15 protein-coding genes and 1 pseudogene are annotated in these 20,119 nt (G+C 56.8%); 8 read left to right on the forward strand and 8 right to left on the reverse strand.

The window, feature by feature from the left end; genetic code table 11:
• The 3 genes and pseudogenes from ABWO67_RS12095 to ABWO67_RS12105 form a co-directional block, all read right to left on the reverse strand.
• Nucleotides 1–247, reverse strand: a pseudogene (locus tag ABWO67_RS12095) (alkaline phosphatase family protein); the annotation flags it as partial.
• 117 nt (nucleotides 248–364) lie between these two features.
• A complete protein-coding gene (locus ABWO67_RS12100) occupies nucleotides 365–844 on the reverse strand; it encodes a VOC family protein (RefSeq protein WP_353151968.1) in 480 nt (159 codons plus the stop codon).
• 78 nt (nucleotides 845–922) lie between these two features.
• Nucleotides 923–1,237, reverse strand: a complete 315-nt coding sequence (locus ABWO67_RS12105) for an ArsR/SmtB family transcription factor (RefSeq protein ID WP_353151969.1) — start codon at nucleotides 1,235–1,237, stop codon at nucleotides 923–925.
• 90 nt (nucleotides 1,238–1,327) lie between these two features.
• On the opposite strand from ABWO67_RS12105, the gene ABWO67_RS12110 reads away from it, so the two are divergent.
• On the forward strand, nucleotides 1,328–2,416 hold the full coding sequence (locus tag ABWO67_RS12110) for an NADH:flavin oxidoreductase/NADH oxidase (RefSeq protein ID WP_353151970.1): 1,089 nt from the start codon (nucleotides 1,328–1,330) through the stop codon (nucleotides 2,414–2,416).
• A 51-nt stretch (nucleotides 2,417–2,467) separates the two neighbouring features.
• Here the strand turns inward: ABWO67_RS12110 and ABWO67_RS12115 are convergent, their stop codons facing one another.
• Together ABWO67_RS12115 and ABWO67_RS12120 are read right to left on the reverse strand one after the other, a co-directional pair.
• Complete coding sequence (locus ABWO67_RS12115) at nucleotides 2,468–2,755, reverse strand: putative quinol monooxygenase (protein WP_353151971.1); 288 nt, start codon at nucleotides 2,753–2,755, stop codon at nucleotides 2,468–2,470.
• A 67-nt stretch (nucleotides 2,756–2,822) separates the two neighbouring features.
• Nucleotides 2,823–3,506 carry an O-methyltransferase gene (locus ABWO67_RS12120; RefSeq protein ID WP_353151972.1) on the reverse strand — a complete coding sequence of 228 codons (684 nt, stop codon included), beginning with the start codon at nucleotides 3,504–3,506 and terminating at the stop codon, nucleotides 2,823–2,825.
• 181 nt (nucleotides 3,507–3,687) lie between these two features.
• On the opposite strand from ABWO67_RS12120, the gene ABWO67_RS12125 reads away from it, so the two are divergent.
• From ABWO67_RS12125 to ABWO67_RS12140, 4 genes are all read left to right on the forward strand, one after another.
• Nucleotides 3,688–4,431: an arylamine N-acetyltransferase family protein gene (locus tag ABWO67_RS12125; protein ID WP_502930008.1), complete on the forward strand. Its 744-nt coding sequence runs from the start codon at nucleotides 3,688–3,690 to the stop codon at nucleotides 4,429–4,431.
• Nucleotides 4,432–4,569: 138 nt separating this feature from the next.
• Nucleotides 4,570–5,274 (forward strand): 2OG-Fe(II) oxygenase, encoded by a 705-nt coding sequence (locus ABWO67_RS12130; RefSeq protein WP_353151974.1) that lies wholly within the window; start codon nucleotides 4,570–4,572, stop codon nucleotides 5,272–5,274.
• Nucleotides 5,261–5,932 (forward strand): DNA-3-methyladenine glycosylase family protein, encoded by a 672-nt coding sequence (locus ABWO67_RS12135; RefSeq protein ID WP_353151975.1) that lies wholly within the window; start codon nucleotides 5,261–5,263, stop codon nucleotides 5,930–5,932. The genes ABWO67_RS12130 and ABWO67_RS12135 overlap by 14 nt, the downstream gene beginning before the upstream one ends.
• Complete coding sequence (locus tag ABWO67_RS12140; RefSeq protein ID WP_353151976.1) at nucleotides 5,929–6,378, forward strand: 2OG-Fe(II) oxygenase; 450 nt, start codon at nucleotides 5,929–5,931, stop codon at nucleotides 6,376–6,378. The genes ABWO67_RS12135 and ABWO67_RS12140 overlap by 4 nt, the downstream gene beginning before the upstream one ends.
• Before the next feature lie 71 nt (nucleotides 6,379–6,449).
• On the opposite strand, the gene ABWO67_RS12145 is transcribed toward ABWO67_RS12140, so the two are convergent.
• Nucleotides 6,450–13,352 (reverse strand): autotransporter outer membrane beta-barrel domain-containing protein, encoded by a 6,903-nt coding sequence (locus ABWO67_RS12145; RefSeq protein WP_353151977.1) that lies wholly within the window; start codon nucleotides 13,350–13,352, stop codon nucleotides 6,450–6,452.
• Nucleotides 13,353–13,522: 170 nt separating this feature from the next.
• Between ABWO67_RS12145 and ABWO67_RS12150 the strand changes: the two genes are divergently transcribed.
• On the forward strand, nucleotides 13,523–14,515 hold the full coding sequence (locus ABWO67_RS12150) for an AraC family transcriptional regulator (protein ID WP_353151978.1): 993 nt from the start codon (nucleotides 13,523–13,525) through the stop codon (nucleotides 14,513–14,515).
• A gap of 177 nt (nucleotides 14,516–14,692) precedes the next feature.
• Nucleotides 14,693–16,192, forward strand: coding sequence for a MocR-like pyridoxine biosynthesis transcription factor PdxR (gene pdxR / locus ABWO67_RS12155; protein ID WP_353151979.1), 1,500 nt, complete (start codon nucleotides 14,693–14,695; stop codon nucleotides 16,190–16,192).
• Nucleotides 16,193–16,222: 30 nt separating this feature from the next.
• Here pdxR and ABWO67_RS12160 read toward each other — a convergent pair whose 3' ends face one another.
• Entirely contained in the window at nucleotides 16,223–17,431 is a 1,209-nt protein-coding gene (locus ABWO67_RS12160) for a benzoate/H(+) symporter BenE family transporter (protein ID WP_353151980.1), read from the reverse strand.
• A 168-nt stretch (nucleotides 17,432–17,599) separates the two neighbouring features.
• Entirely contained in the window at nucleotides 17,600–18,769 is a 1,170-nt protein-coding gene (locus ABWO67_RS12165; RefSeq protein ID WP_353151981.1) for a DJ-1/PfpI family protein, read from the reverse strand.
• 92 nt (nucleotides 18,770–18,861) lie between these two features.
• On the opposite strand from ABWO67_RS12165, the gene ampC reads away from it, so the two are divergent.
• Nucleotides 18,862–20,031 (forward strand): class C beta-lactamase, encoded by a 1,170-nt coding sequence (gene ampC, locus ABWO67_RS12170; protein WP_353151982.1) that lies wholly within the window; start codon nucleotides 18,862–18,864, stop codon nucleotides 20,029–20,031.
• The last annotated feature ends 88 nt before the right edge of the window (nucleotides 20,032–20,119 follow it).

Below are 20,119 nucleotides of genomic sequence, written 5' to 3' on the forward strand. Positions count from 1 at the left end.
CGACGCCGCCGTCCGGCGCGGCGATCAAGTCGTAATGAATCACCGTGTCCTGCGGTAGCGGCTCGGGCAGATTCACGTCGATGAAGTGCAAAAAGGCATGGCGACCGATGGGAAGGACGCGACAGTATGTAGCGTCAAGGGCCAATTGCATGATCGGCCCGCCAGTGGGCTCTAGCAGCAGCGTCAGACGCAACGGAGCGCTGCCGACAAGCCACAGCACGAGGCGGCCAGGTTCAAGGCGACGCAAGATGGGGCCGGCAAGTACCGGCGGCAGGGAGCGGGAAGTTGGCGTTTGAATCAACCTAAAAGTATGGCAATCTATTGCGGAAAAGACAGGACTAGTGTAACCCGCGTCAGACTAGCATTAACCGCGTCGAGCAGCTTCGATCGTAGCGATGTCGATCTTTACCATTTCCATCATGGCTTCGAATGCGCGCTTGGCCGCTGCCTGATCGGGATCAGTGATCGCGGCTATCAGGGCGCGTGGCGTGATCTGCCATGACAAACCCCACTTATCCTTGCACCAGCCGCATGCACTTTCCTGGCCGCCGTTTCCGACAATCGCGTTCCACAAGCGATCCGTTTCGGCCTGATCATCGGTGGAAACCTGGAACGAGAACGCGTCGCTGTGCTTGAGCGCCGGGCCTCCGTTCAGGCCAAGGCAAGGAATACCCATCACCGTGAACTCGACCGTTAAGACGTCGCCCTGCTTGCCCGATGGATAATCGCCCGGCGCGTGATGGACAGCGTCTACCGTGCTGTTCGGAAACGTCTCGGCGTAGAACTTCGCCGCCTCTAACGCCGTGCCGTCGTACCAGAGACAAATCGTATTTTTACTGGGCATCTTGGTTCTCCTGAGTTGGAACAGATACGCGCAATCGGCAAGCAAGTTTTAGGCCTGACGATCCAGACTCAGGTTATTTTACTCAGCGTCTCGGGTTTGCTGGGTCAGGATTGCGGCCAATAATCCTGGAAATCGACTTTCAATGTCTGCGCGCCGCAGACTGTTTATGTGATTCGTGCCGTTGTTCTTGGTAAACACCAATCCGGCTTCACGCAGCACCTTGAAATGATGAGATACGGTGGACTTGGGGCGCCCGCCGTCCAGTTCGCCGCAAGTCGCGGCCTCGACGCGGGCCAGATGCCGGACAATATCCAGGCGGATGGAATCGCTCAACGCGTAAAGCACACGTTCAAGAGAAAGTTCGCTAGCGGCGGGATGTTTGAATGGACGCATAAGCGACATCATACCCTTTGGCGTATACTTATTCTATTGTTCGTATATCTTCGAACTATCAAATAACCTTCCTTATTCACAAAGGCCATCATGTCTGCTCTACTCCAACCCTTCAAGCTCAAGGGCGTTACCCTGCGCAATCGTATTGCGGTCCCCCCGATGTGCCAATACATGGCTGTCGACGGATTCGCCAACGATTGGCATTTGTCCCATTACGCCAGCATGGCGCGTGGCGGTGCGGGACTGGTTATCGTCGAAGCGACTGCGGTATCCCCGGAAGGACGCATTACCCCAGGCTGCACAGGCATCTGGAGCGATGAACTGGCGCAAGCGTTTGTGCCTGTCGTACAAGCCATCAAGTCAGCGGGCGTTGTGCCCGGTATTCAAATCGCCCATGCCGGAAGAAAGGCCAGCGCCAATCGCCCTTGGGAAGGCGACGACCATATTGCTGAAAGCGATGCGCGCGGCTGGCAAACGATTGCTCCATCAGCCATCGCATACGGCAAAGGCCTGCCAAAACAGCCTCAGGCAATGACACTGGACGACATCGCCCGCGTACGCCAAGACTTTGTCGACGCCGCCAAACGGGCGCGAGACGTCGGTTTTGAATGGCTGGAACTGCATTTCGCCCATGGTTATCTGGCGCAAAGCTTTTATTCTGCGCATTCAAATCATCGTGACGACATCTACGGCGGAAGCGTCGAGAATCGTGCCCGCTTTCTTCTGGAAACCTTGCGCGATGTACGTGAAGTTTGGCCAGAGAACCTTCCCCTGACCGTGCGTTTCGGCGTCCTCGAGTATGACGGTCGTGACGAGCAAACGCTGCTTGAATCGATAGGCCTGGTACGCGATTTCAAAAAGACCGGCATGGATATGATTAGTGTCAGCATTGGCTTTACGATTCCCGAAACCTCTATTCCTTGGGGGCCGGCTTTCTTGGGGCCGATCGCTGAACGCGTTCGTCGCGAAGCGGATATACCGGTATCTTCCGCTTGGGGATTTGGTACGCCCGAAATCGCCGAGCGCGTCGTCAAAGACGAGCAACTTGATGTCGTCATGGTGGGAAGAAGTCACCTGGCGAACCCCCACTGGGCTTACTTTGCAGCCAAAGAGCTCGAAGTGGAGCGCGCATCATGGACGCTACCGGCGCCATATGCCCATTGGCTTGAGCGTTACTAAATAAAAATGGCGAACTTCGGTTCGCCATTTTTTTATCTATGTCTTAGTGCATTATTTGAATGCATCCATCAGCAGAACAGTTCCCTCTCGCACCTGATGCTTATTGATCAATGGGACCAGACGCTGGAAATGCTCAGTCTGGCAGTGTGCATCCAATGCCGCTCGATCAGGCCATTCTTCTATAAAAACAAAATGACCAGGATCCTTTTCGTTAATGCATAACTCATACGAGATGCAATGCGGCTCTTGTCGTGTCTTTTCGATTAGCTCGCGATACAGCGGTGCAACCTCGTCAATTTTGTCCGGAGCGATGAAATCTTGCGCGATGACTTTCAGCATGTGTTGTGCGTTCCCTGTTTCGTAAGACCTAAGATTTAGGCCGGACCTCTAAGCCCAATGCTCGCCACTATAGCGCTTTCACTATGGAAATAGAGAAGCCGTCCCACCCTTTCGCACCCACGGTTTGCAGTGCCGTGCTATCCAAGCGATGGTCAGTTGACAACATATCCAGGAATTGACGAACGCCTACGACGTTCTGATCCGTGGATTCTGGACTTACGACGCCTCCGCCTCTAACCACATTGTCCCCTACGATGACCGTACCTACACGGGCCAGCTTGATTGCCCATTCCAGATACACGGGATTATTGGGTTTATCAGCATCGATAAAAACGAGGTCAAATGGTCCAGCTAATGACGGTAACACCTCTACAGCCGCGCCAATGCGAAGGTCCACTTTTTCACTGACGCCCGCAACAAGCAGGTTCTCCTGCGCGACCCGCGCATGGTCGGGACATCTCTCGATAGTAGTGATCATTCCATTTTCCGGCAGAGCTCTAGCCATCCAAATCGTGCTAAAGCCGCCCAATGTGCCGATCTCCAACACCTTGCTGGCACCTGTCATCTGGACAAGTAGTGCCAGAAACTTGCCTTGCACAGCAGAAACATCGTGCGTAGGCAGACCCGCTTTCTCATTCGCGGCCAACGCCGAATTTAAGGCATCGTCACCCGGTGCGAGAAGGTCGGCAAAGTAAGCATCAACTGCAGCCCATTTAGGAGCATCGGGACTGGGGTAATCAGGTGCTCTCATGAAATAAACCTCTGTTGGAAAGTTAACGTCAGGTTTTACACTGGTAGTGAAATCTTTTCAAACTACGGAAGGAGCACGAATGGCAACGAACACTCACAGTGACACCCGCCCGGCGGGACCCGACATTGCTTCGTATTTGGACCTTATTCAGTATGACGGGCAACGCCAACCGACCCTGGCAGTGCTCCACGACCTGCACGTCAAGCACACCCGTTCAATTCCCTTCGAGAACCTTTCCCCCTTTACCGGTATGGCGGTGGACTTGGGTATTGATGCGCTGATGAACAAATTCACGAAGCAAAAGCGTGGTGGATACTGTTATGAGCAAAATTCCTTGTTCCAGTATGTATTGCAAGAGATAGGCTTCACCGTGCAAGGGCTTGCAGCGCGTGTTCGTCTGAATGCACCTGACGACGTGCTGACCCCACGCAGCCACATGCTGCTACTTGTCGAGGCGGAAGGCGAAACCTTTATTGCCGACACTGGGTTTGGCGGCCTAACTCTGACCGCGCCAATCCGGCTTGTCTGTGATGTGGTGCAAGACACCCCGCATGGCCCGTATCGCCTGTTACGCATAGGCGACGATTTTTGCCTGCAGACCAAGGCAAAGCAGGCATGGCAGGATTTGTACATCTTCGATTTAGTAAAACACTATCCGCCGGATTACGAAGTATTCAACTGGTATACGTCAACGCATCCAACCTCTCACTTCGTCAACAACTTAGTCGCCGCGCGACCTGCGAAAACCGGCCGTCATGCTCTGTTCAACAGGCAATACTCTTTCTATCACTTGGATGGCAGAGCCGAAAAAAAGCTGCTTAGCTCGGTGGCTGAAATCAAGGATGTGCTGGAGAACGAATTTCGGATAAGGACATCGGAGGTTCCCGAACTGGATGCCAGGCTCTCGGCGATGCTGGCCACATAACCAGACAGGTTCACGAGATGGCCGCGTAGCTTGGCAGATAGCGTTTGCGTTGAATTCAATAGCAAGAAGCGGAGTGCATAACGCGTCATGTTTTTCTACAGTGAACACGCCCCTTCACAACGACGTTAAACACCGCCTATGCAATTTACCGATACCCTGCGGCAAGACTGGGAAAGCGTCGAGCAGTCGCTGGACGCCAACGGTTGCGCCCTGCTGCCGGGCTTGCTGACAGCTGAACAGTGCCAAGCTTTGGTCGCTTTGTATCCGCAGAATGAAAGTTATCGCTCGCGTATCGTCATGGCGCGCCATGGCTTTGGGCGGGGCGAATACAAATATTTCGCGTATCCCCTGCCACCGCTAGTCGAGGCCTTAAGGTTATTCATATATCCGCATCTGGTGCCCACCGCCAATCGCTGGAACGAACAGCTTGGTATCCATGTGCGCTATCCGAATACGTTACCGGATTTCCTGAAACGTTGTCACGCTGCCGGACAGATGCGGCCCACACCATTGATGCTTCAATATGGCAGGGGCGACTATAACTGCCTGCACCAGGACGTGTACGGCGACCATGTCTTCCCGTTGCAAGTGGCCATTCTGCTATCGCGCCCCGGCGAAGACTTCACCGGAGGAGAATTTATAATGACTGAAACCACCACTAGCCAACAGCGCGCCAACGTAGTGCCTTTGCAGCAAGGCGATGCCGTGGTGTTCACCGTAAACCAGCGCCCAGTGCAGGGCAAGCGCGGCGGAACGCGCAAAGCCGCAATGCGGCACGGTGTGAGCCTTCTGCGTAGTGGGCATCGGCATGTAGTGGGGATAATTTTCCATGATGCACGCTGATCTGTCCCCCGAAGCCTATTTGCGGGCCTCCGATTACTTGTCCGGACTGGATGCCGACTGGGCTTGCCACATTACCGCTACCGGCCCGTGCAGTCACGAGGCCAAACCCGCGCGAGAGCCCTACGAAGCGCTGGTGCGTGCCATTGCTTACCAACAACTGCATGCCAAGGCGGGGGACGCCATTTTAGGGCGATTGCTGGCGCTGTATCCAGACGTGGCTTTCCCTTCGCCCGAGCAACTGCTGGATACCGAAGCAGACCTGCAGCGAGGCTGCGGGTTCTCTGCCGCCAAACTTGCCACGATCCGTGGCATTGCCCAGGCCACATTGGACGGCATCGTACCGACGCGCGTAGCGGCGCTGCATATGCAAGACGAGGACCTGATCGAGCGCTTGGTTTCGTTACGCGGCGTTGGCCGATGGACAGTCGAAATGTTCCTGATCTACACCCTGGAACGCTCGGATATTCTGCCCGTGGATGACTTTGGCGTGCGCGAGGGCTACCGCCGCCTCAAGGGTCTGAACAAAGCGCCCACTCCCCGCCAGATGCGCGACATCGGGCGGGCCTGGAGCCCTTACCGAACCGTGGCCGCCTGGTATCTATGGCGCATACCAACGAAACCGAAAGCGCAAATGGCAGCAACGGGAAAATTATTATGAATCATCTTCGTGACGATGATATTGCCAGGCTGGATTGGGCATGGATTGGCGCCCAACTGGATGCAGAAGGCTATGCAATCCTTCCCGGCCTGCTTGATGGCGCTCAGACGCGTTCAATAGCGGCTTCGATCGATACTGCAAGCGTCGTCTTGCCGGAACCCTTCAGCGCATGGCGTAACGCCTTCTACCCGCACTTGGCGCTATTGTCCGAACCCGAAAAAGACTTCACCGGCGGCGAGTTCGTGATGACAGAACAGCGTCCCCGAATGCAGTCGCGACCAATGGTGTTGCCGTTACATCAAGGCGATGCGGCCATCATTACGGTAGCACAGCGTCCTTGCAAGGGCGGCAAAGGCTTTTACCGCGTGAACATCAAACACGCCATTAGCCGGGTACGCAGCGGCGAACGTATCGGGCTGGAGCTAGTGTTCCATGACGTCCGGTAAAGTCGAAAGGGGAACCAGGCTTCATCCGCCTGACTCCCCTTCTCCTTTAGTGCCGGAACGCCGGGCTTAAGTTAGAACTTCCAGCTGGCCTTCAAGGATCCTGAATGGCTGCGAACCTTGTTAGACAGCAGTCCGTCATATTGAAGCCTGACATCCATTCCTTTACTGTTTAGCACTTGCACACCGCCCGATACCTGGCCAAAGACTCGCCCGGTATCCAGCGTGGACGTGAAGATGTCCACGCCGGTCGGCGCGCTAGCAAAACGGGCACGCGTATCCCATGTGCTGGTGCTGGAGAACGATACCCCAGCGCTGGCATAAGGGCGAACGGTATAGCCATTATCCAGATCGAAACGTCCGCCGATTTCCACACCGGGGGAGATGATTGCCGACCACTTGCTGACGCCTTCCACATGCAGATTCAGTGCGCCGGCGTCACGCTCATCGAACGAAGGCATGCGCGTATGAATCACGTCCAGATCGACGAACGGCTTGATGTAGGAGCGCGGCATGGCGTGGGTGTAGGCAGCACGCAGGCGTTGACCAATGGACGTGACGCGCGAGTCACTCTTGGCCTGCGCACCCATCAATGCAGCGCTACGGGTGTTGTCGAACGATCCAAGACTGCCAGTCAATGCACCGGCGAAGGCCCAAGGGCCATTCTCGTACTTGAGGGAAACGCCCAGGTAGCCGGTGTCGCCCTTTACGTGCTGACGCCGGTCATCGGATCGTATGGTCTTATTATCATAAGCGCCGGCCACACCAACGAACCAGTTTGGCGCGATGCTGCGTTGTGCACCTATCTGATACGAAACACCTTCGGACTTCAGCCCCGACGTGCCGCGGCTGCCATCCATCCGTGTCGTGTTGCCAGAGATACGCCCCCAAACGCAATCATTTTCGCCCATCTGGGTGCCTGTGCCGACATAGCTGGGGCAACTCATCAGAGAGTTCGAGAACGATGCCATTTCGGCTTGCTTTAGCGCTGCTGGCGCAGCCAGCACACCGGGTGACAGATCGCTCAAGGCAGATGAGTAACCTGACCCACCCCCGGCAGCAGCATGATCAAGCCGGGCATACAAGGCGCCAAGCTCCTCGTTACTGCCACGATCCCAGATATCCTGCAGATGAGCGCCAACCTCGCGCAGATTGGAGCCTACGCCGTACTGATCGGACAGTTCGTTAAAGTGCGCCTTGCCTACAGACACAGCCGCCGATTGCTTTGAATAACGGGCATTGAAGTCAAACAAGGTCGATGCGCCGCCGACGACCGCGTTTGGTACAAAGGTTCCCGCTTGCAAGAAAGTCAGCTCCCTGTTGGGCATCAAAGTCATTGCATCGATCTGTACTCGCCCCCCAAGCTGTGCCGATCCGTCTATGGTGATCATGTCGCCAAGCATGTTGGAAAAGTCAGTGCTCACGTGCAGCGCCCCGTTTCCGGTTTGATTAAAGTCATTGGTCACATGCATGTTATCAACTTGCGACTGTGCGCCAATCAGTACGTTGCCTTCGTTGAAAACCTTGCCCTTAATGGTGCGAGCGTTGAGCAATGTACCAGCGTTATTGACAACGCCGACTACGTCACTGTTTTCAGCACTAAGGATCTGCGACCCCGAAACAAACCCGGCATTATTCAGCGTTGTGACCCCATTGCGTGTTTGCTGGATAGCCACGGTAGCCAGGATCTGTCCGTCAGCGCCGACGTTGACGGTGTTCGTACCAGAACCTCCGTCTAACCAAACGCCAATACCACTTGTGCCTGCTGTCGGAGTTTCGAGAATGCCGTTGATGGTCACGGAAATCGGCGATGCTTGGGAAATATTGCCATCGCTCTGGGCAAAAATCCCGACCGGGTTTCGACCGATCACAAGCAGTTCCCCACTCTGAGTAAACGTGATACTGCCCGCACTGGAGCCCCCGCCCTGGGAGTGATCGTATACCGATCCCGCAAAGCTGCCCTGACTCGTCCCCCCCAGCCCGCCCCCATCTGCGATCGACTGCATGATGACGCCGTAGCTATTGTCGCCAAGCACTTTCATGCTCAGATCACCTAGATCCAGTGTGATATTTCCACCGCTGGCATTAGTGGCGTCTAGCCTGGCCTGACCGCCGCCATGCCATCCCATTTGCAGTGACGAATCAGCGGGATCACCCGCAATGCCGCCGCCACCACCGATAGACTGCAGCACAATGCCATGTGCTGCAGTCCCCATCGTATTAATATCGTAGCCGCTTTCCGATACGCTCAGGCCGCTCAAGGTCACGTTGACAGCCCCACCGGATACATCGTTCATATAATTCTGTCCGGTGTTGTCAATACTTGCAGAACTGATGTTTGCCGCTAAGCCTGCATACGCAATTCCGCCACCACCGCCGATAGACTGCGCAACAAATCCGTAGGCGCCATACCCGTTCGTATTCGCCGCTAGTGCTGTGTCTACGGTGATGGCCCCACCGCCACTGGCGCTTCCCGATCCTCCGCCGCCAAGCTGCAGGTTCAAGCCCAGGCCTTGAAATGAAGCACTGCTACCTATGCTTCCGGTGCCGCCACCGCCACCAATCGATTGCAGGACAACCGCATGAGATCCTGTTCCATACGTCGTGGCCGCCAATAAACTATCGGAGGCGCTCATAGTAATGGCGCCGCCAACTCCGCCATTTCCGCCGGAGCCATTAACGCCGACTGATAAGGCCGGCGTATCCGCATTTTTTTCTTTATAGGTGAGTTCAGCCGAACCATCAGCACCTTGTCCACCGCCACCGCCTATGGACTGGGCGAGCAAGCCATAAGCGACGTTGCCATTCGTCGTTAACTGGCCGCCGATCACTTGGCCAAAGGTCGGATCGAGCTGCCCCAACATATTCAGGTTAATCGTGCCGCCGCTGCCGCCGACACCACCGCTACCACCGACGCCAACCGCAATCGCCCCATCACCTCTGGCGCCGTCAGCGGCCGCCGTACCGCCTACCCCGCCACCGCCGCCAATGGATTGCACTACGATTGCATCGGCGAGATCGCCTTGTGTTGTGCTCATCCCCGAATAACTCAGGTTGACCGTCCCACCACTACCACCACTGCCGCCTGAGCCACCCACGGCAACTGACAACGAGTATGAACCCAGGTTGGTGTCATCCGAAGGGGGCGGAGGATCGTCGGCAGCACCACCGACTGAGGGGTAGGAAGAAGGCCCCGCAGAAGAATCCGAACCTGCGGAACCACCCAGCCCACCTCCGCCACCGATGGACTGCAGCAATACGCCGTCTGCATCATTGCCCGCTGTCGTGAGTGTGCCATTATGGGTCAGCGTTACCGTGCCGCCGTTGCCACCACTACCCCCTTTCTCACCCACGGAAACACTGACTGCGGCGTTCATGCTGGTCTTGCCACCCGAGTCGCCACCGTTTGAGCTGGAAAGTGGAATCCCAAGACTCACTGTGCCGCCTTGCGAAGCGCCACCACTACCACCAATTGACTGTAGCAGTACCCCGCGCGAACCTGAGCCGAAGGTATTAATTTGGGATGCCTGGGCCAACGTCGTCTGGAGCTCTCCTCCGCTACCACCGCCGCTACCTTTAACGCCGACATCGATATTCACCGTATACGATTTATCCTTTGAAACACCGCCGGCCCCACTGCTGCCTACACCCGCATTTCCGCCGCCGCCGCCAATGGATTGGCCCATCAGCGCATTGGAATAATCACCGTAGGTGTTGATCTGGGCGCTGTCGCTGAGGTTCAGGTTGACCAGCGAAGCATTTCCGCTCGCGCCACCGCTGCCCCCTACGCCGACATCGACGTTAACCGCCACGCTGGTATCTGCGATCGTAACGGTGCGGCTCATGGCCTTTGAGTCCCCGCCATTGCCACCGCCGCCGCCAATCGACTGGGCCAACACGCCGTGCGAACCTTGACCATTGGTCTGGAGGGCGCTGACTCCAGACAGATCCACTTCCACTTCCGCGCCATCTCCGCCATTCCCGCCTGAACCACCTATCGCCAATGACGTTCCGATCGCAAACGAGGGGCTACCCTCAGGCATGGGCGCTTCCAGCGCGATGCTTCGTGCTGCTGCGCCACCTCCATTACCGCCGCCGCCGCCAATCGACTGCGCGAGTATCCCGTAAGAATCTGTCTGATCAACCGCCTGGGTTGAAGAACCAGCCGGTGTCTGACCGAAAACCAGGCCAGCCGTATTGAGCTGCGTATCCGTCAGCCCCACGGTGACCTTCTGAGCGCTGCCTCCCGATCCGCCGCTACCCCCTACCGCCACCCCCAGGCTGAATCCAATATTTACGTCGGTCGCGCTAGCGGCTCCGCCATTGCCACCGCCACCGCCAATCGACTGGGCGATGATGCCGGCAGCGCTGGCGCCGTTGGTAGATATGCTTGCGCCTGTGGTTTGGATGTTCAATGTGCCGGCCGACCCACCGGAGCCTCCTGAACCGCCAATTGCCAAGGAAACTGTATTAGCCACGCCCACCTGGGTCGCCGAACCACCGCTGCCACCGCCTCCGCCAATCGACTGGGCCAACAGTGCAGCGGCGCCATCACCCACGGTGCTTACCCTACCGCTGTTATTGACAGTCATGGTGACGCTGCCACCGGAGCCACCGACGCCAGCGCTGCCACCTATCGTCGGTGCCGGAGCTGCCGTGGTGATTCCAACGGCATCGCCGCCATTACCACCGCCACCCCCTATCGACTGCGCGACTGCGCCGAAGGCGTATCTGCCAGATGTCTGTTGTACGCCATCCGCGTTCACCGTCACATCGCTTCCGTATCCACCAGCGCCACCAGAGCCGCCTATGGACAACAGACCCGCTGACGACGCTGCATTACCGCCGCCTCCGCCTATCGATTGCCCAAGCAAGCCGATAGCTGCGTCGCCCGTAGTGGCTACTGTTCCTGTGTTGCCTACGGTAACCGAGCCGCCATTATTGTTTTGCGAGTCAGACGATCCGCCAATGGCGAACAGGCCTGAGGCAGACCCTGCCGCGCCGCCGCCACCGCCGATCGACTGGCCCGTGATGCCTATTGAGCCGTATCCATTCGTCGTGACGCCGCCTGTGTTGGTGACAGTAATCGTGCCCCCGCTGCCGCCGGAACCGCCGTTGCCACCCAACGCCACAATAGACTCTGCGGCCGATCCCGCTCCCCCGCCGCCGCCAATGGACTGCGCCAAAATGCCAAGGGCATATTGGCCCTGAGTCGTGATCGTTCCGGAAGGAAGGATAGTGGCATTACCCCCATTGCCGCCACTGCCGCCGTTTCCAGCGCTTCCTGCAATGCCGCTCGAGAAGTCTTCACCCGTACCGCCGCCACCGCCAATGGATTGTGCAAGCATGCCAATGGAATAGTCGCCGTCCGTAGACACTATGCTGTTTCCATCTGCAATGATCTTGGCAGTTGCACCGCTCTGTCCCGCGCCTGCGTTTTCGACGGCGCCTCCGCCAACCCCGCCAATACTTTGTACTGACACACCAAAGGCTTCGACACCGCTGGTGGCGATACTGGTCTGCCCAGATTGGCCGCCAGCGGATGTGAGCGTTACGGTCACATTGCCGGCCGCTCCGCCATTGCCGCCATCGGTCCGATAACTGCTCTCGCTATCGCTTCCTCCGAGGCCTCCGTGGGAGCGCGCCAAAACGCCGGATATGTTATCGCCCGTCGCCACAAGATTGACCCAGTCAAGATTGACGCTAACATCGCTGGCGTGACCGCCATTACCGCCAGTCGCACCATTATCACCCTGCTCGCCTCCGTTTCCGCCGATAGACTGAGCCAGTATCCCCGCGCTTGTACCCAGCGTTGTGCCGCTCACTGACTGGCTTGCACCGACATTGATATTCGTGACAGCGCTCAAGTCGGAACGGCCTGCTGTGAGCTGTACCGGTCCACCGTTACCGCCATTCCCCCCGTTGTCGTCCGAATAGGAGGATAAGGCGCCCTGACCGCCAATACTTTGGGCAAGCAGACCCACAATGCCATCAGGCGTATCTGCTTGGCTCGACAGAAATACGTCGACATTACCTTCGCTCAGCAAGCTTACATTAGCAGCGCTTCCTCCTTGGCCCATAGGCAACTGGCCCTTTGCATTGTAAGCGGCCCCTCCGCCGATACTCTGAGCCGCGACACCCCACGCCCGGGTGCCGCCTTGCAAATAAGCTGATGAAGACCCCAGTGTGACATCGGCGTAATTGTCCATTTCGATGTCCTGAGTGTCGCCGCCGTTTCCGCCGTAATAATCGATGACGGCTGCGTCGTCACGGCCTCCCTGACCGCCACGGCTTTCCACCAATGCCCCCACCACACCCGCATTAAGGTTGCCGCCGGTGATTGTCACAGTAGACGAAGTCTTAAGGGTCGTAGACCCCCCGTCCCCACCGCTACCGCCACTATCGTGATCGCTGGGCTCGTCGAAGCCATCACCGCCCACACTGCTTACGCCCACTCCAACCACCATGCTGGATGGTGTTGTACCAGCAAGGTTAAGTACTATGGAACCGCTAGTGGTTAGCATGGCCCCTTGACCAGTTCCCCCATCTCGATTGCTTTGGCTGCCGTCGTCACTACCGTGAGTTCCTTGATTGGAGATCATGATGCCGCTTAAAGGCTCTCCACCAAAGACGGCTTCTCCACCGGCACCCAGACCGATCACCTGGATACCCTCTGCACCTGCTGCGCCGTTTATCACGAAACTAGCCGTATTCGTTATTTGTTGGGGCATCAAAGGGTTGCTTATCGTAAGCGGGCCCAACAGCGCCGGATTGGCCGACGTGCTGCAAATTTGTGTGCCGCTACCGGAGCAGTCGTGAGATAGGTCCGCATGGGCGGCCGTCAGCGGCAATAGCGAACCAGATACGCACAACAGCAAATGGCCGCTGTATCCCAAGGCGCGGCTTAGAGGCCGCAGCACCGGAGTATGACGAACGGAGTGCGATGTAGATCGCTGTTGTTCGTGTGTTTGCTTCATTGTTTTTTTTCCAATTTAGAGGGCAGTCGTTTTTTATGCTCGAACACCCGATACCGTCACGGCTCGCATGTGGTATGGTCAGCCAAACGGCCTAGGCCGTCTATCGGTTTCACGCCATCGACTATCGGAAAAACGCCGTTTATGTGTACCCCCAGTACAAGTGGAATCAAATGATCGCCTCGCTCTTCGCCCAAGTACCGTTTGAGCAGCATCGAGTCGTTAATACCGCTGACTTCGACGAAGCGCACCCCCAGATCTGCCAGGCACTCAATTCGGCGCGATTTCGGGTGCTGCGCGGGAAGATCACTCACAACCAACTGGATTTGCTGCCCTGCGGCAATTTGTCGCTGCTGAAGCTGCGTTACGGGTATGGGGCGGACATCAGCGTCGATCCTGACTGCCTTGACGGTTATTACCTGCTGGTGCTGCCCACCCAGGGGCAAGCGGTATTTAATTTCGATGGGCACAGCATAGAGGTGTCGCCACAAGGGGCTGTCCTCATCAGCCCGGATAGACGGTTTCACTTCAGGGCCAGCCACGACTATGAACAGGTGCTGCTGCGCCTGGATCGCTCGGCCATCGCCGACGCCTGGTGCCGTCTGACGGCGCAAGAGCACGCGCCCGACATCTGCTTCGATGCGATCATTCCCTTGAATACGACGGGCTGGCAAGCGCTGCTACCCATGCTGCAATGGGTCGTGCGATGCGCTGGCTTGGGCCAGGGCGGGGGCATCGCCCAGGCAGCCTTGCTGGCCCAAACCGAGGTGCTGGTTGCCACCACCCTGCTGCTGCATCAACCGCACAGCATGGCGGCGCACTTATGGCCGGCGCCACCGCCCTCCGCGCCGCAAGCCATCCGGCGCGCGCAAGCCTATATGCTCGAACATCTGGATGAACGTGTGCCGGTTGCTATGGTCGCCAGCCATTGCGGCCTGTCAGTCAGGCGCTTGCAAGCCTTGTTCCAGGACGAGTGCGGGCAGTCACCGTTGCAATGGCTGCGCATGCAGCGCCTGCGAGCAATCCGGCAAGCCTTGTTGCAGGCAGGCGGTGCAGGCAAGGTCAGCGAAATCGCGATACGTTTCGGCGTCACCCACCTGGGCGAGTTCTCGCAGGCCTACCGCCAGGCTTTCGGCGAAACGCCGCGACAAACGCGCAGCAAGTAACTGGGCGTAGTAAATGGCAGTTGGGCTATATCATGAAGCCTGGCATTGGTTGGGACTATGCTTTGGCGCCGTCGAAATGCTGAATTTCCAGTGAAGGTACTAAAGTGATGGCATTGACTGCTTAAAGATAAAATGGCCCACATATATAGGCTAGTTCTATCCAATAAAGCAGACCGCATGAGCAGCACATTCGAACTTGAAACCCTAAAGATACGCCTGAACGACGCAGAATTTCAAACGCTGGATCTGCACCAGCGGATTCAGCGGGCTTTACGTACCTTGATTCTCGATGGTGCCCTTGGCCCCGGAATGAAATTGCCCGCTACCCGCACGCTGGCTAAATCACTGAACCTCGCTCGAGACACCGTCGAAAATGCATACCTACAACTGCAACGCGATGGTTTCATCATTCGGCGCGGCGGTTCTGGAAGCTATGTGTCCGAGACGGTTGGCGCTGAGCTGCGAGGAACCACAAGCAGGCGCATGAAACTGCAGGCCAGGCTAGATACCGAAAAGAAGCCGGGATCGGGCCTGAGCCGGCGCGGCCGGGCGATATTTGAAAGCGGTGGCGTCGCCGACCAGCAAGTCATTAAGGCATTTGCCACCGGCCTTCCTGAAACCTGCTCGTTTCCGACTGATGTTTGGGAGCGGCTGCAGCGCCAGGCCCTTAAAGACCACCGCGGCAACGTGTTGCTTCACGGGAGCCCGCAAGGTGCCGAACCGCTACGCAAGGCGATCGCGACTTACCTGAATCTGGAGCGAGGGGCAAAAGTATCGGCCGACCAAATATTGGTCTTAAGCAGCACCAGACAAGCGTTGTTCTTATGTGCACAGTTGCTGGTGGACGCCGGAAAACCCATCTTGATGGAAAACCCGGGCTACTTTGGTGCAAGAAAGGCGTTCGAATCGGCCGAGGCCAAGATCATTCCGATAGATGTCGATGCGCACGGAATACGCACCGATCTCTTGCAAGCAGACCGTAGCGGCGCCAATTGTGTTTACGTCACGCCTTCTCATCAATACCCTACCGGCGCAACACTGTCGCTGGAGCGTCGCCTGGAATTAACCCGTTGGGCCGCGGAAAACAACAAATGGATTATCGAGGACGATTACGACAGCGAATTTCATTATGAGGGCCTGCCAACCGCATGCGTCCAAGGCCTTGATAAATACCAAAGAACCATCTATATCGGCACGTTCAGCAAAACGCTGTATCCCGGACTTAGAATAGGATATATGGCCCTTCCCCAAGAACTTGTCGGCGCAATGACGTACGCACGCAGCATCATGGACGGGCACACGCCGCAGATCCTGCAACTGACGCTGGCGCGTTTCATGGAGGACGGGTACTACAACGCGCATGTTCGTGCGATGCGTAAACTGTACGCTGGGCGCAGGCAAGTCATGCTCAACGCGATCAGCAAGCAATTGGCAGGTATTGCAACAGCGCTGCAGCCGCAAGGTGGGCTGCAGATACCGTGCTTGCTGGAGGACGGCTGGTCTGAGGAGAAAACCATCAGGCAGGCGGCCAATGCGGGGATTCAGTTGCCGGGGCTTAGCCGGCTGTATTTAAGCGAAGCAAAGAAAGAAGGCTGGCTATTAGGCTACGCCTCGTTGACAGCGCATGAAATCGAAACAGCCATGCAGTGCCTTACCCATGCACTGCGCAGGAAATAGCCGGCGCATTTGAATCGGGAGTGCTTGGCACTATGGCTTGACCGCACTGCGAACCAAAATACTGTGCCCGCCATGGATCAATACATGCGCGGTAAGCCCCGCGACCAGCCCCCAAAAAGCGCCACCAACTCCGAGCAGCGTGACGTTAGCCGCCGTGGCCAGAAAGGTAATCAGGGCTGTTTCCCGGGTGCGCGCATCAGCCATTGCGTTGGCCAAACTGCCGCCAATAGTGCCAAGCAAGGCAAGACCGGCAAGCGTCGTGATAAAAGCCTTCGGCAGCACCATGAACAGTGTCGCCAGCGTCACACCGAAGGTTCCAACCAGAATGTAAAAAATCCCGCAAGCCAGACCTGCGATATAGCGCTTACGCGGATCTTCATGCGCATCTTTCCCAGTGCATATGGCGGCGGTGATGGCTGCAACATTGAACGCGTGCGCGCCGAACAAGGCCATGATCAAGGAACCCAATCCCGTTACAGTAAGGATAGGATTTGCGCTGGTCTTGAAACCATCATTTCTTAGCACCAACATGCCAGGCATATACTGCCCCGTCAGCGTAATGATGAATAGCGGCAACGCAACCCCCAACAAGGCCTGGAGTGAAAACTGGGGTGCTTGGAATACCGGCGTGGCAAAGCTCAGATGAATGGCTGCAAAGTCGATCCGGTCTTGCACGACGAGCAGTGCCACACCAATGATCAGAATCCCGACAACCGCAAATCGAGAGGTGAACCTTTTTAGCAAGGCATAAGAAATTACCAAGACAATCACCAGCAGCGGGTCGGCGCTGGCGCCGCCAAATGCATTGACCCCAAATTGCAGCAATATGCCTGCCAAAAGGCCTGCAGCAATACCGCCCGGAATCATGCGCACGAGTTTTTCGAATGCGCCGGACAGGCCCAGCACGATGAAGCCCATGGCGGAAATAAGGTAGGCACCTATCACCTCTGCGTAGGGAGTAAATGGGATTACCGTTGCAAGAAAAGCTACGCCTGGCGTCGACCACGCCGTGATAATGGGTTCCCTATAACAAAAGCTCAACCACGCGCCCGTTACACCGACACCTACAGAAACTGCCCACACCCAGGAACTTGTCTGGGCTGGCGAAAGGCCGGCCAGTTCCGCGGCCTGAAAGACCAGAACAAATGTGCCGCCGTAGTTCACCAACACCGAAATCAGTGCTGCAACGGTCGGTGAAAAGAAATCGGCAAGGCGAAGGCTGGCCGGTGAAGTACTCATAAAAACCCCACAGTTCTGAATGATGCCGCTGACTTGGACAGCCAGACAAGAACGTAGAGTTTATGTTGGGTACGGCCCTCTAATTCATGCCACATTTGCAATATATAGCAGACCACTTTGACGTGTGACCAACTGAAATAGCACAACGACGTCGAGTGCAGCCTGCCACTACCGTGATCCCGTGCTCGCATACCCTGAAGCCCATGGATACTCCATCGTCAGTGCGACAATCGCGGCGGTAGGTGGGTCATACCGGGAAGAGATGCGGGCCAACTCCCGCTCCATCGTCATCGCTGGCGCATCGGAGCTCGGCGCCGGTAGCATCTCATCTACCGCAGCGGCTTGAACAGACTGGTCCGGGTGAATAACCAGGCCGTGCCTGCTGCGGACTGCCTTGCCATGATTCCCAAGTGTCACCACCGTAGTCATAGCAGTCCGGGAATAGGCGTCTGCCATCACGCCGAGGGCGACTTCATCCACATTCTCGACGACAGGAATGCCCACGGTTTCATGGCGCCAAAATGTAAGGGTATTGCGCACAAACGTTTTCTTGCGCTCAAGCGTGAGTTGAAAATCTCCTGAGCGGTGACGGCTATCCCACGTTTTCACGCCTAGTTCGCCAGCCACACGCTCTGCGGTTTCCCGGCCCCCAATCGCCTCTACCAGCGCTACCATCAAGGGAATGTTGGCGGACACACCCGTCGATGTCGTAATGCCATTGTCGGTGACATAGCGTCTATCCCTTACCTGTTGCAGGCTAGGGTGAGCTTTCTTCAATTGGGGGATGGTGTACCAGTGTCCCGTAGCGCGTCGACCATCGAGGAGCCCGGCAGCGGCCAGCGTTCTGGATCCATTGCAGATTGAGATAATCTTGGCGCCTTTTCGAAATTGCGCAACGATCCAGTCCATAACAAAGGAATTATTGCTCGGCTCCATCGCCGGAACCACGATATAGTCGGCGCCATCGGGATAACGCTCGTCAAACGCCCTTACTGTAGTCTCCGGTTCGATGCGCAGGCTCGGCGGATAAAGCTGCACCGGCTCGGCCCGCTCCGCAACCACCGTCACATCGGCAACGTCAGCCTGTCGAAGGACCCCGTACGCGACCAGAAAGTCCGAGACTTCGGTCGCGTCATTCAGGGCAACGATAGCAATCACCGGCCGCGCGCGCTTCGGCGGTCGCATCGCCTCGATAGCCTTGGCCTGCTCGGCCTGATCAATGGCGATTACTGAGCGCATATCGCTCGGCTCCGCACCAGGAGCAAGGACGATGGGCGCGACCAGCAGCGACAAGGCCACTACACATCCAAGGGTGATAAAGATCCATTTCTTGCGCATGGGACCTCCTGTCGATCTCATTCTGATTGCATCCTCTCCTTCCAAGAGTAAAAATACTGCAAAAATCAGCATTTGAAAAAGGAAAAAACAGTTTGACCATCATTCCCAACCCTATCAGCCTCACTGCACTCGCCATCTTTTTTGCCGGCTGCCTTCCCCTCGGCAGTTGGGCTGCAGGTGATTCCACCAAAATCCGCAACAGCGTCAATACGGCTATCCGTCCGCTCATGGCAGAGTATGACGTGCCCGGCATCGCTGTTGCCGTTGCCGTAGACGGCGATTCCATTTTCTTCAACTACGGCGTCGCTTCAAAAGAAAGCAATAAGCCAATCAGCGAAAAAACGCTCTTCGAGCTCGGGTCGGTCAGCAAGGCTTTCACAGGAACGCTGGCTTCTTACGCTCAGGCGATGGGGAAGCTAAGGTTGGACGATCATCCAAGCAAATACGTACCGCAGCTTAAGGGTAGCAAGATCGACAGGGCCAACTTGTTGAATCTTGGCACCTATACCGCTGGTGGGCTGCCGCTGCAGTTCCCCGACGAGATATCGGATGATGTAAGGATGATTGGCTATTTCCAGCAATGGCAACCGGACGCAGCCCCTGGCGCCCGGCGCCGGTATTCCAATCCCAGCATCGGCCTGCTGGGACATATCACTGGAATCGCCTTGGCAAGTAATTTTTCCGATGCCATGCAAACCCAGCTTTTCCCTCAACTGGGTCTGAACCATAGCTACATTCGTGTACCGGAAAGTGAGATGGTCAATTATGCATGGGGATACGGCCAAGAAAACAAACCCATCCGAGTGAATCCCGGCATGTTCGATGCGCAGGCTTACGGCATCAAGTCCACGGCCGCCGACATGATCCGCTTCGTGCAAATGAACATCGAGCCGAGTCGGCTACAAGGGCTGATGCAGCGCGCAATTGAAGACACTCACTTGGGGTTCTTCGAAGTAAGGGGAATGGTGCAGGGGCTTGGATGGGAACAATACTCCTACCCCATTGCCTTGGAGCAACTGTTGGCTGGCAACTCCCGCACGATGAGCATGGAGTCCCATACGGCAACACCCTTTGCTCCGTCACAAGCGCCGTCCGGACCGACCCTGTTCAACAAGACCGGCTCGACGAACGGATTTGGCGCCTACGTGGCATTCGTGCCGGAAAAAAAGATTGGCATTGTGATACTGGCGAACAGGAACTTCCCGATTCCCGCTCGTATCCGCGCAGCACACGCAATACTAAGAGACCTTGCACCCCGATAGGCCCCAGCTTCCCTGCATTACTACCCTTGCAGCTGCCTCAAGAACTTCTCGTCGGCTTTGGACAGCAAACCGGCTTCCCGCGCAGCGG

The organism is Pollutimonas bauzanensis (assembly GCF_040393045.1).
Classification (GTDB): Bacteria; Pseudomonadota; Gammaproteobacteria; order Burkholderiales; family Burkholderiaceae_B; genus Pollutimonas; species Pollutimonas bauzanensis_A.

Bases quoted from the DNA above. Each gene is read 5' to 3' on its own strand.
- ABWO67_RS12160 (WP_353151980.1), bottom strand. From the start codon at position 17,431: ATGAGTACTTCACCGGCCAGCCTTCGCCTTGCCGATTTCTTTTCACCG.
- ABWO67_RS12145 (WP_353151977.1), bottom strand. From the start codon at position 13,352: ATGAAGCAAACACACGAACAACAGCGATCTACATCGCACTCCGTTCGT.
- ABWO67_RS12135 (WP_353151975.1), top strand. From the start codon at position 5,261: ATGATGCACGCTGATCTGTCCCCCGAAGCCTATTTGCGGGCCTCCGAT.
- pdxR (WP_353151979.1), top strand. From the start codon at position 14,693: ATGAGCAGCACATTCGAACTTGAAACCCTAAAGATACGCCTGAACGAC.
- ABWO67_RS12115 (WP_353151971.1), bottom strand. From the start codon at position 2,755: ATGCTGAAAGTCATCGCGCAAGATTTCATCGCTCCGGACAAAATTGAC.
- ABWO67_RS12140 (WP_353151976.1), top strand. From the start codon at position 5,929: ATGAATCATCTTCGTGACGATGATATTGCCAGGCTGGATTGGGCATGG.
- ABWO67_RS12110 (WP_353151970.1), top strand. From the start codon at position 1,328: ATGTCTGCTCTACTCCAACCCTTCAAGCTCAAGGGCGTTACCCTGCGC.
- ABWO67_RS12120 (WP_353151972.1), bottom strand. From the start codon at position 3,506: ATGAGAGCACCTGATTACCCCAGTCCCGATGCTCCTAAATGGGCTGCA.
- ABWO67_RS12165 (WP_353151981.1), bottom strand. From the start codon at position 18,769: ATGCGCAAGAAATGGATCTTTATCACCCTTGGATGTGTAGTGGCCTTG.
- ABWO67_RS12100 (WP_353151968.1), bottom strand. From the start codon at position 844: ATGCCCAGTAAAAATACGATTTGTCTCTGGTACGACGGCACGGCGTTA.
- ABWO67_RS12105 (WP_353151969.1), bottom strand. From the start codon at position 1,237: ATGCGTCCATTCAAACATCCCGCCGCTAGCGAACTTTCTCTTGAACGT.
- ABWO67_RS12130 (WP_353151974.1), top strand. From the start codon at position 4,570: ATGCAATTTACCGATACCCTGCGGCAAGACTGGGAAAGCGTCGAGCAG.
- ABWO67_RS12150 (WP_353151978.1), top strand. From the start codon at position 13,523: ATGATCGCCTCGCTCTTCGCCCAAGTACCGTTTGAGCAGCATCGAGTC.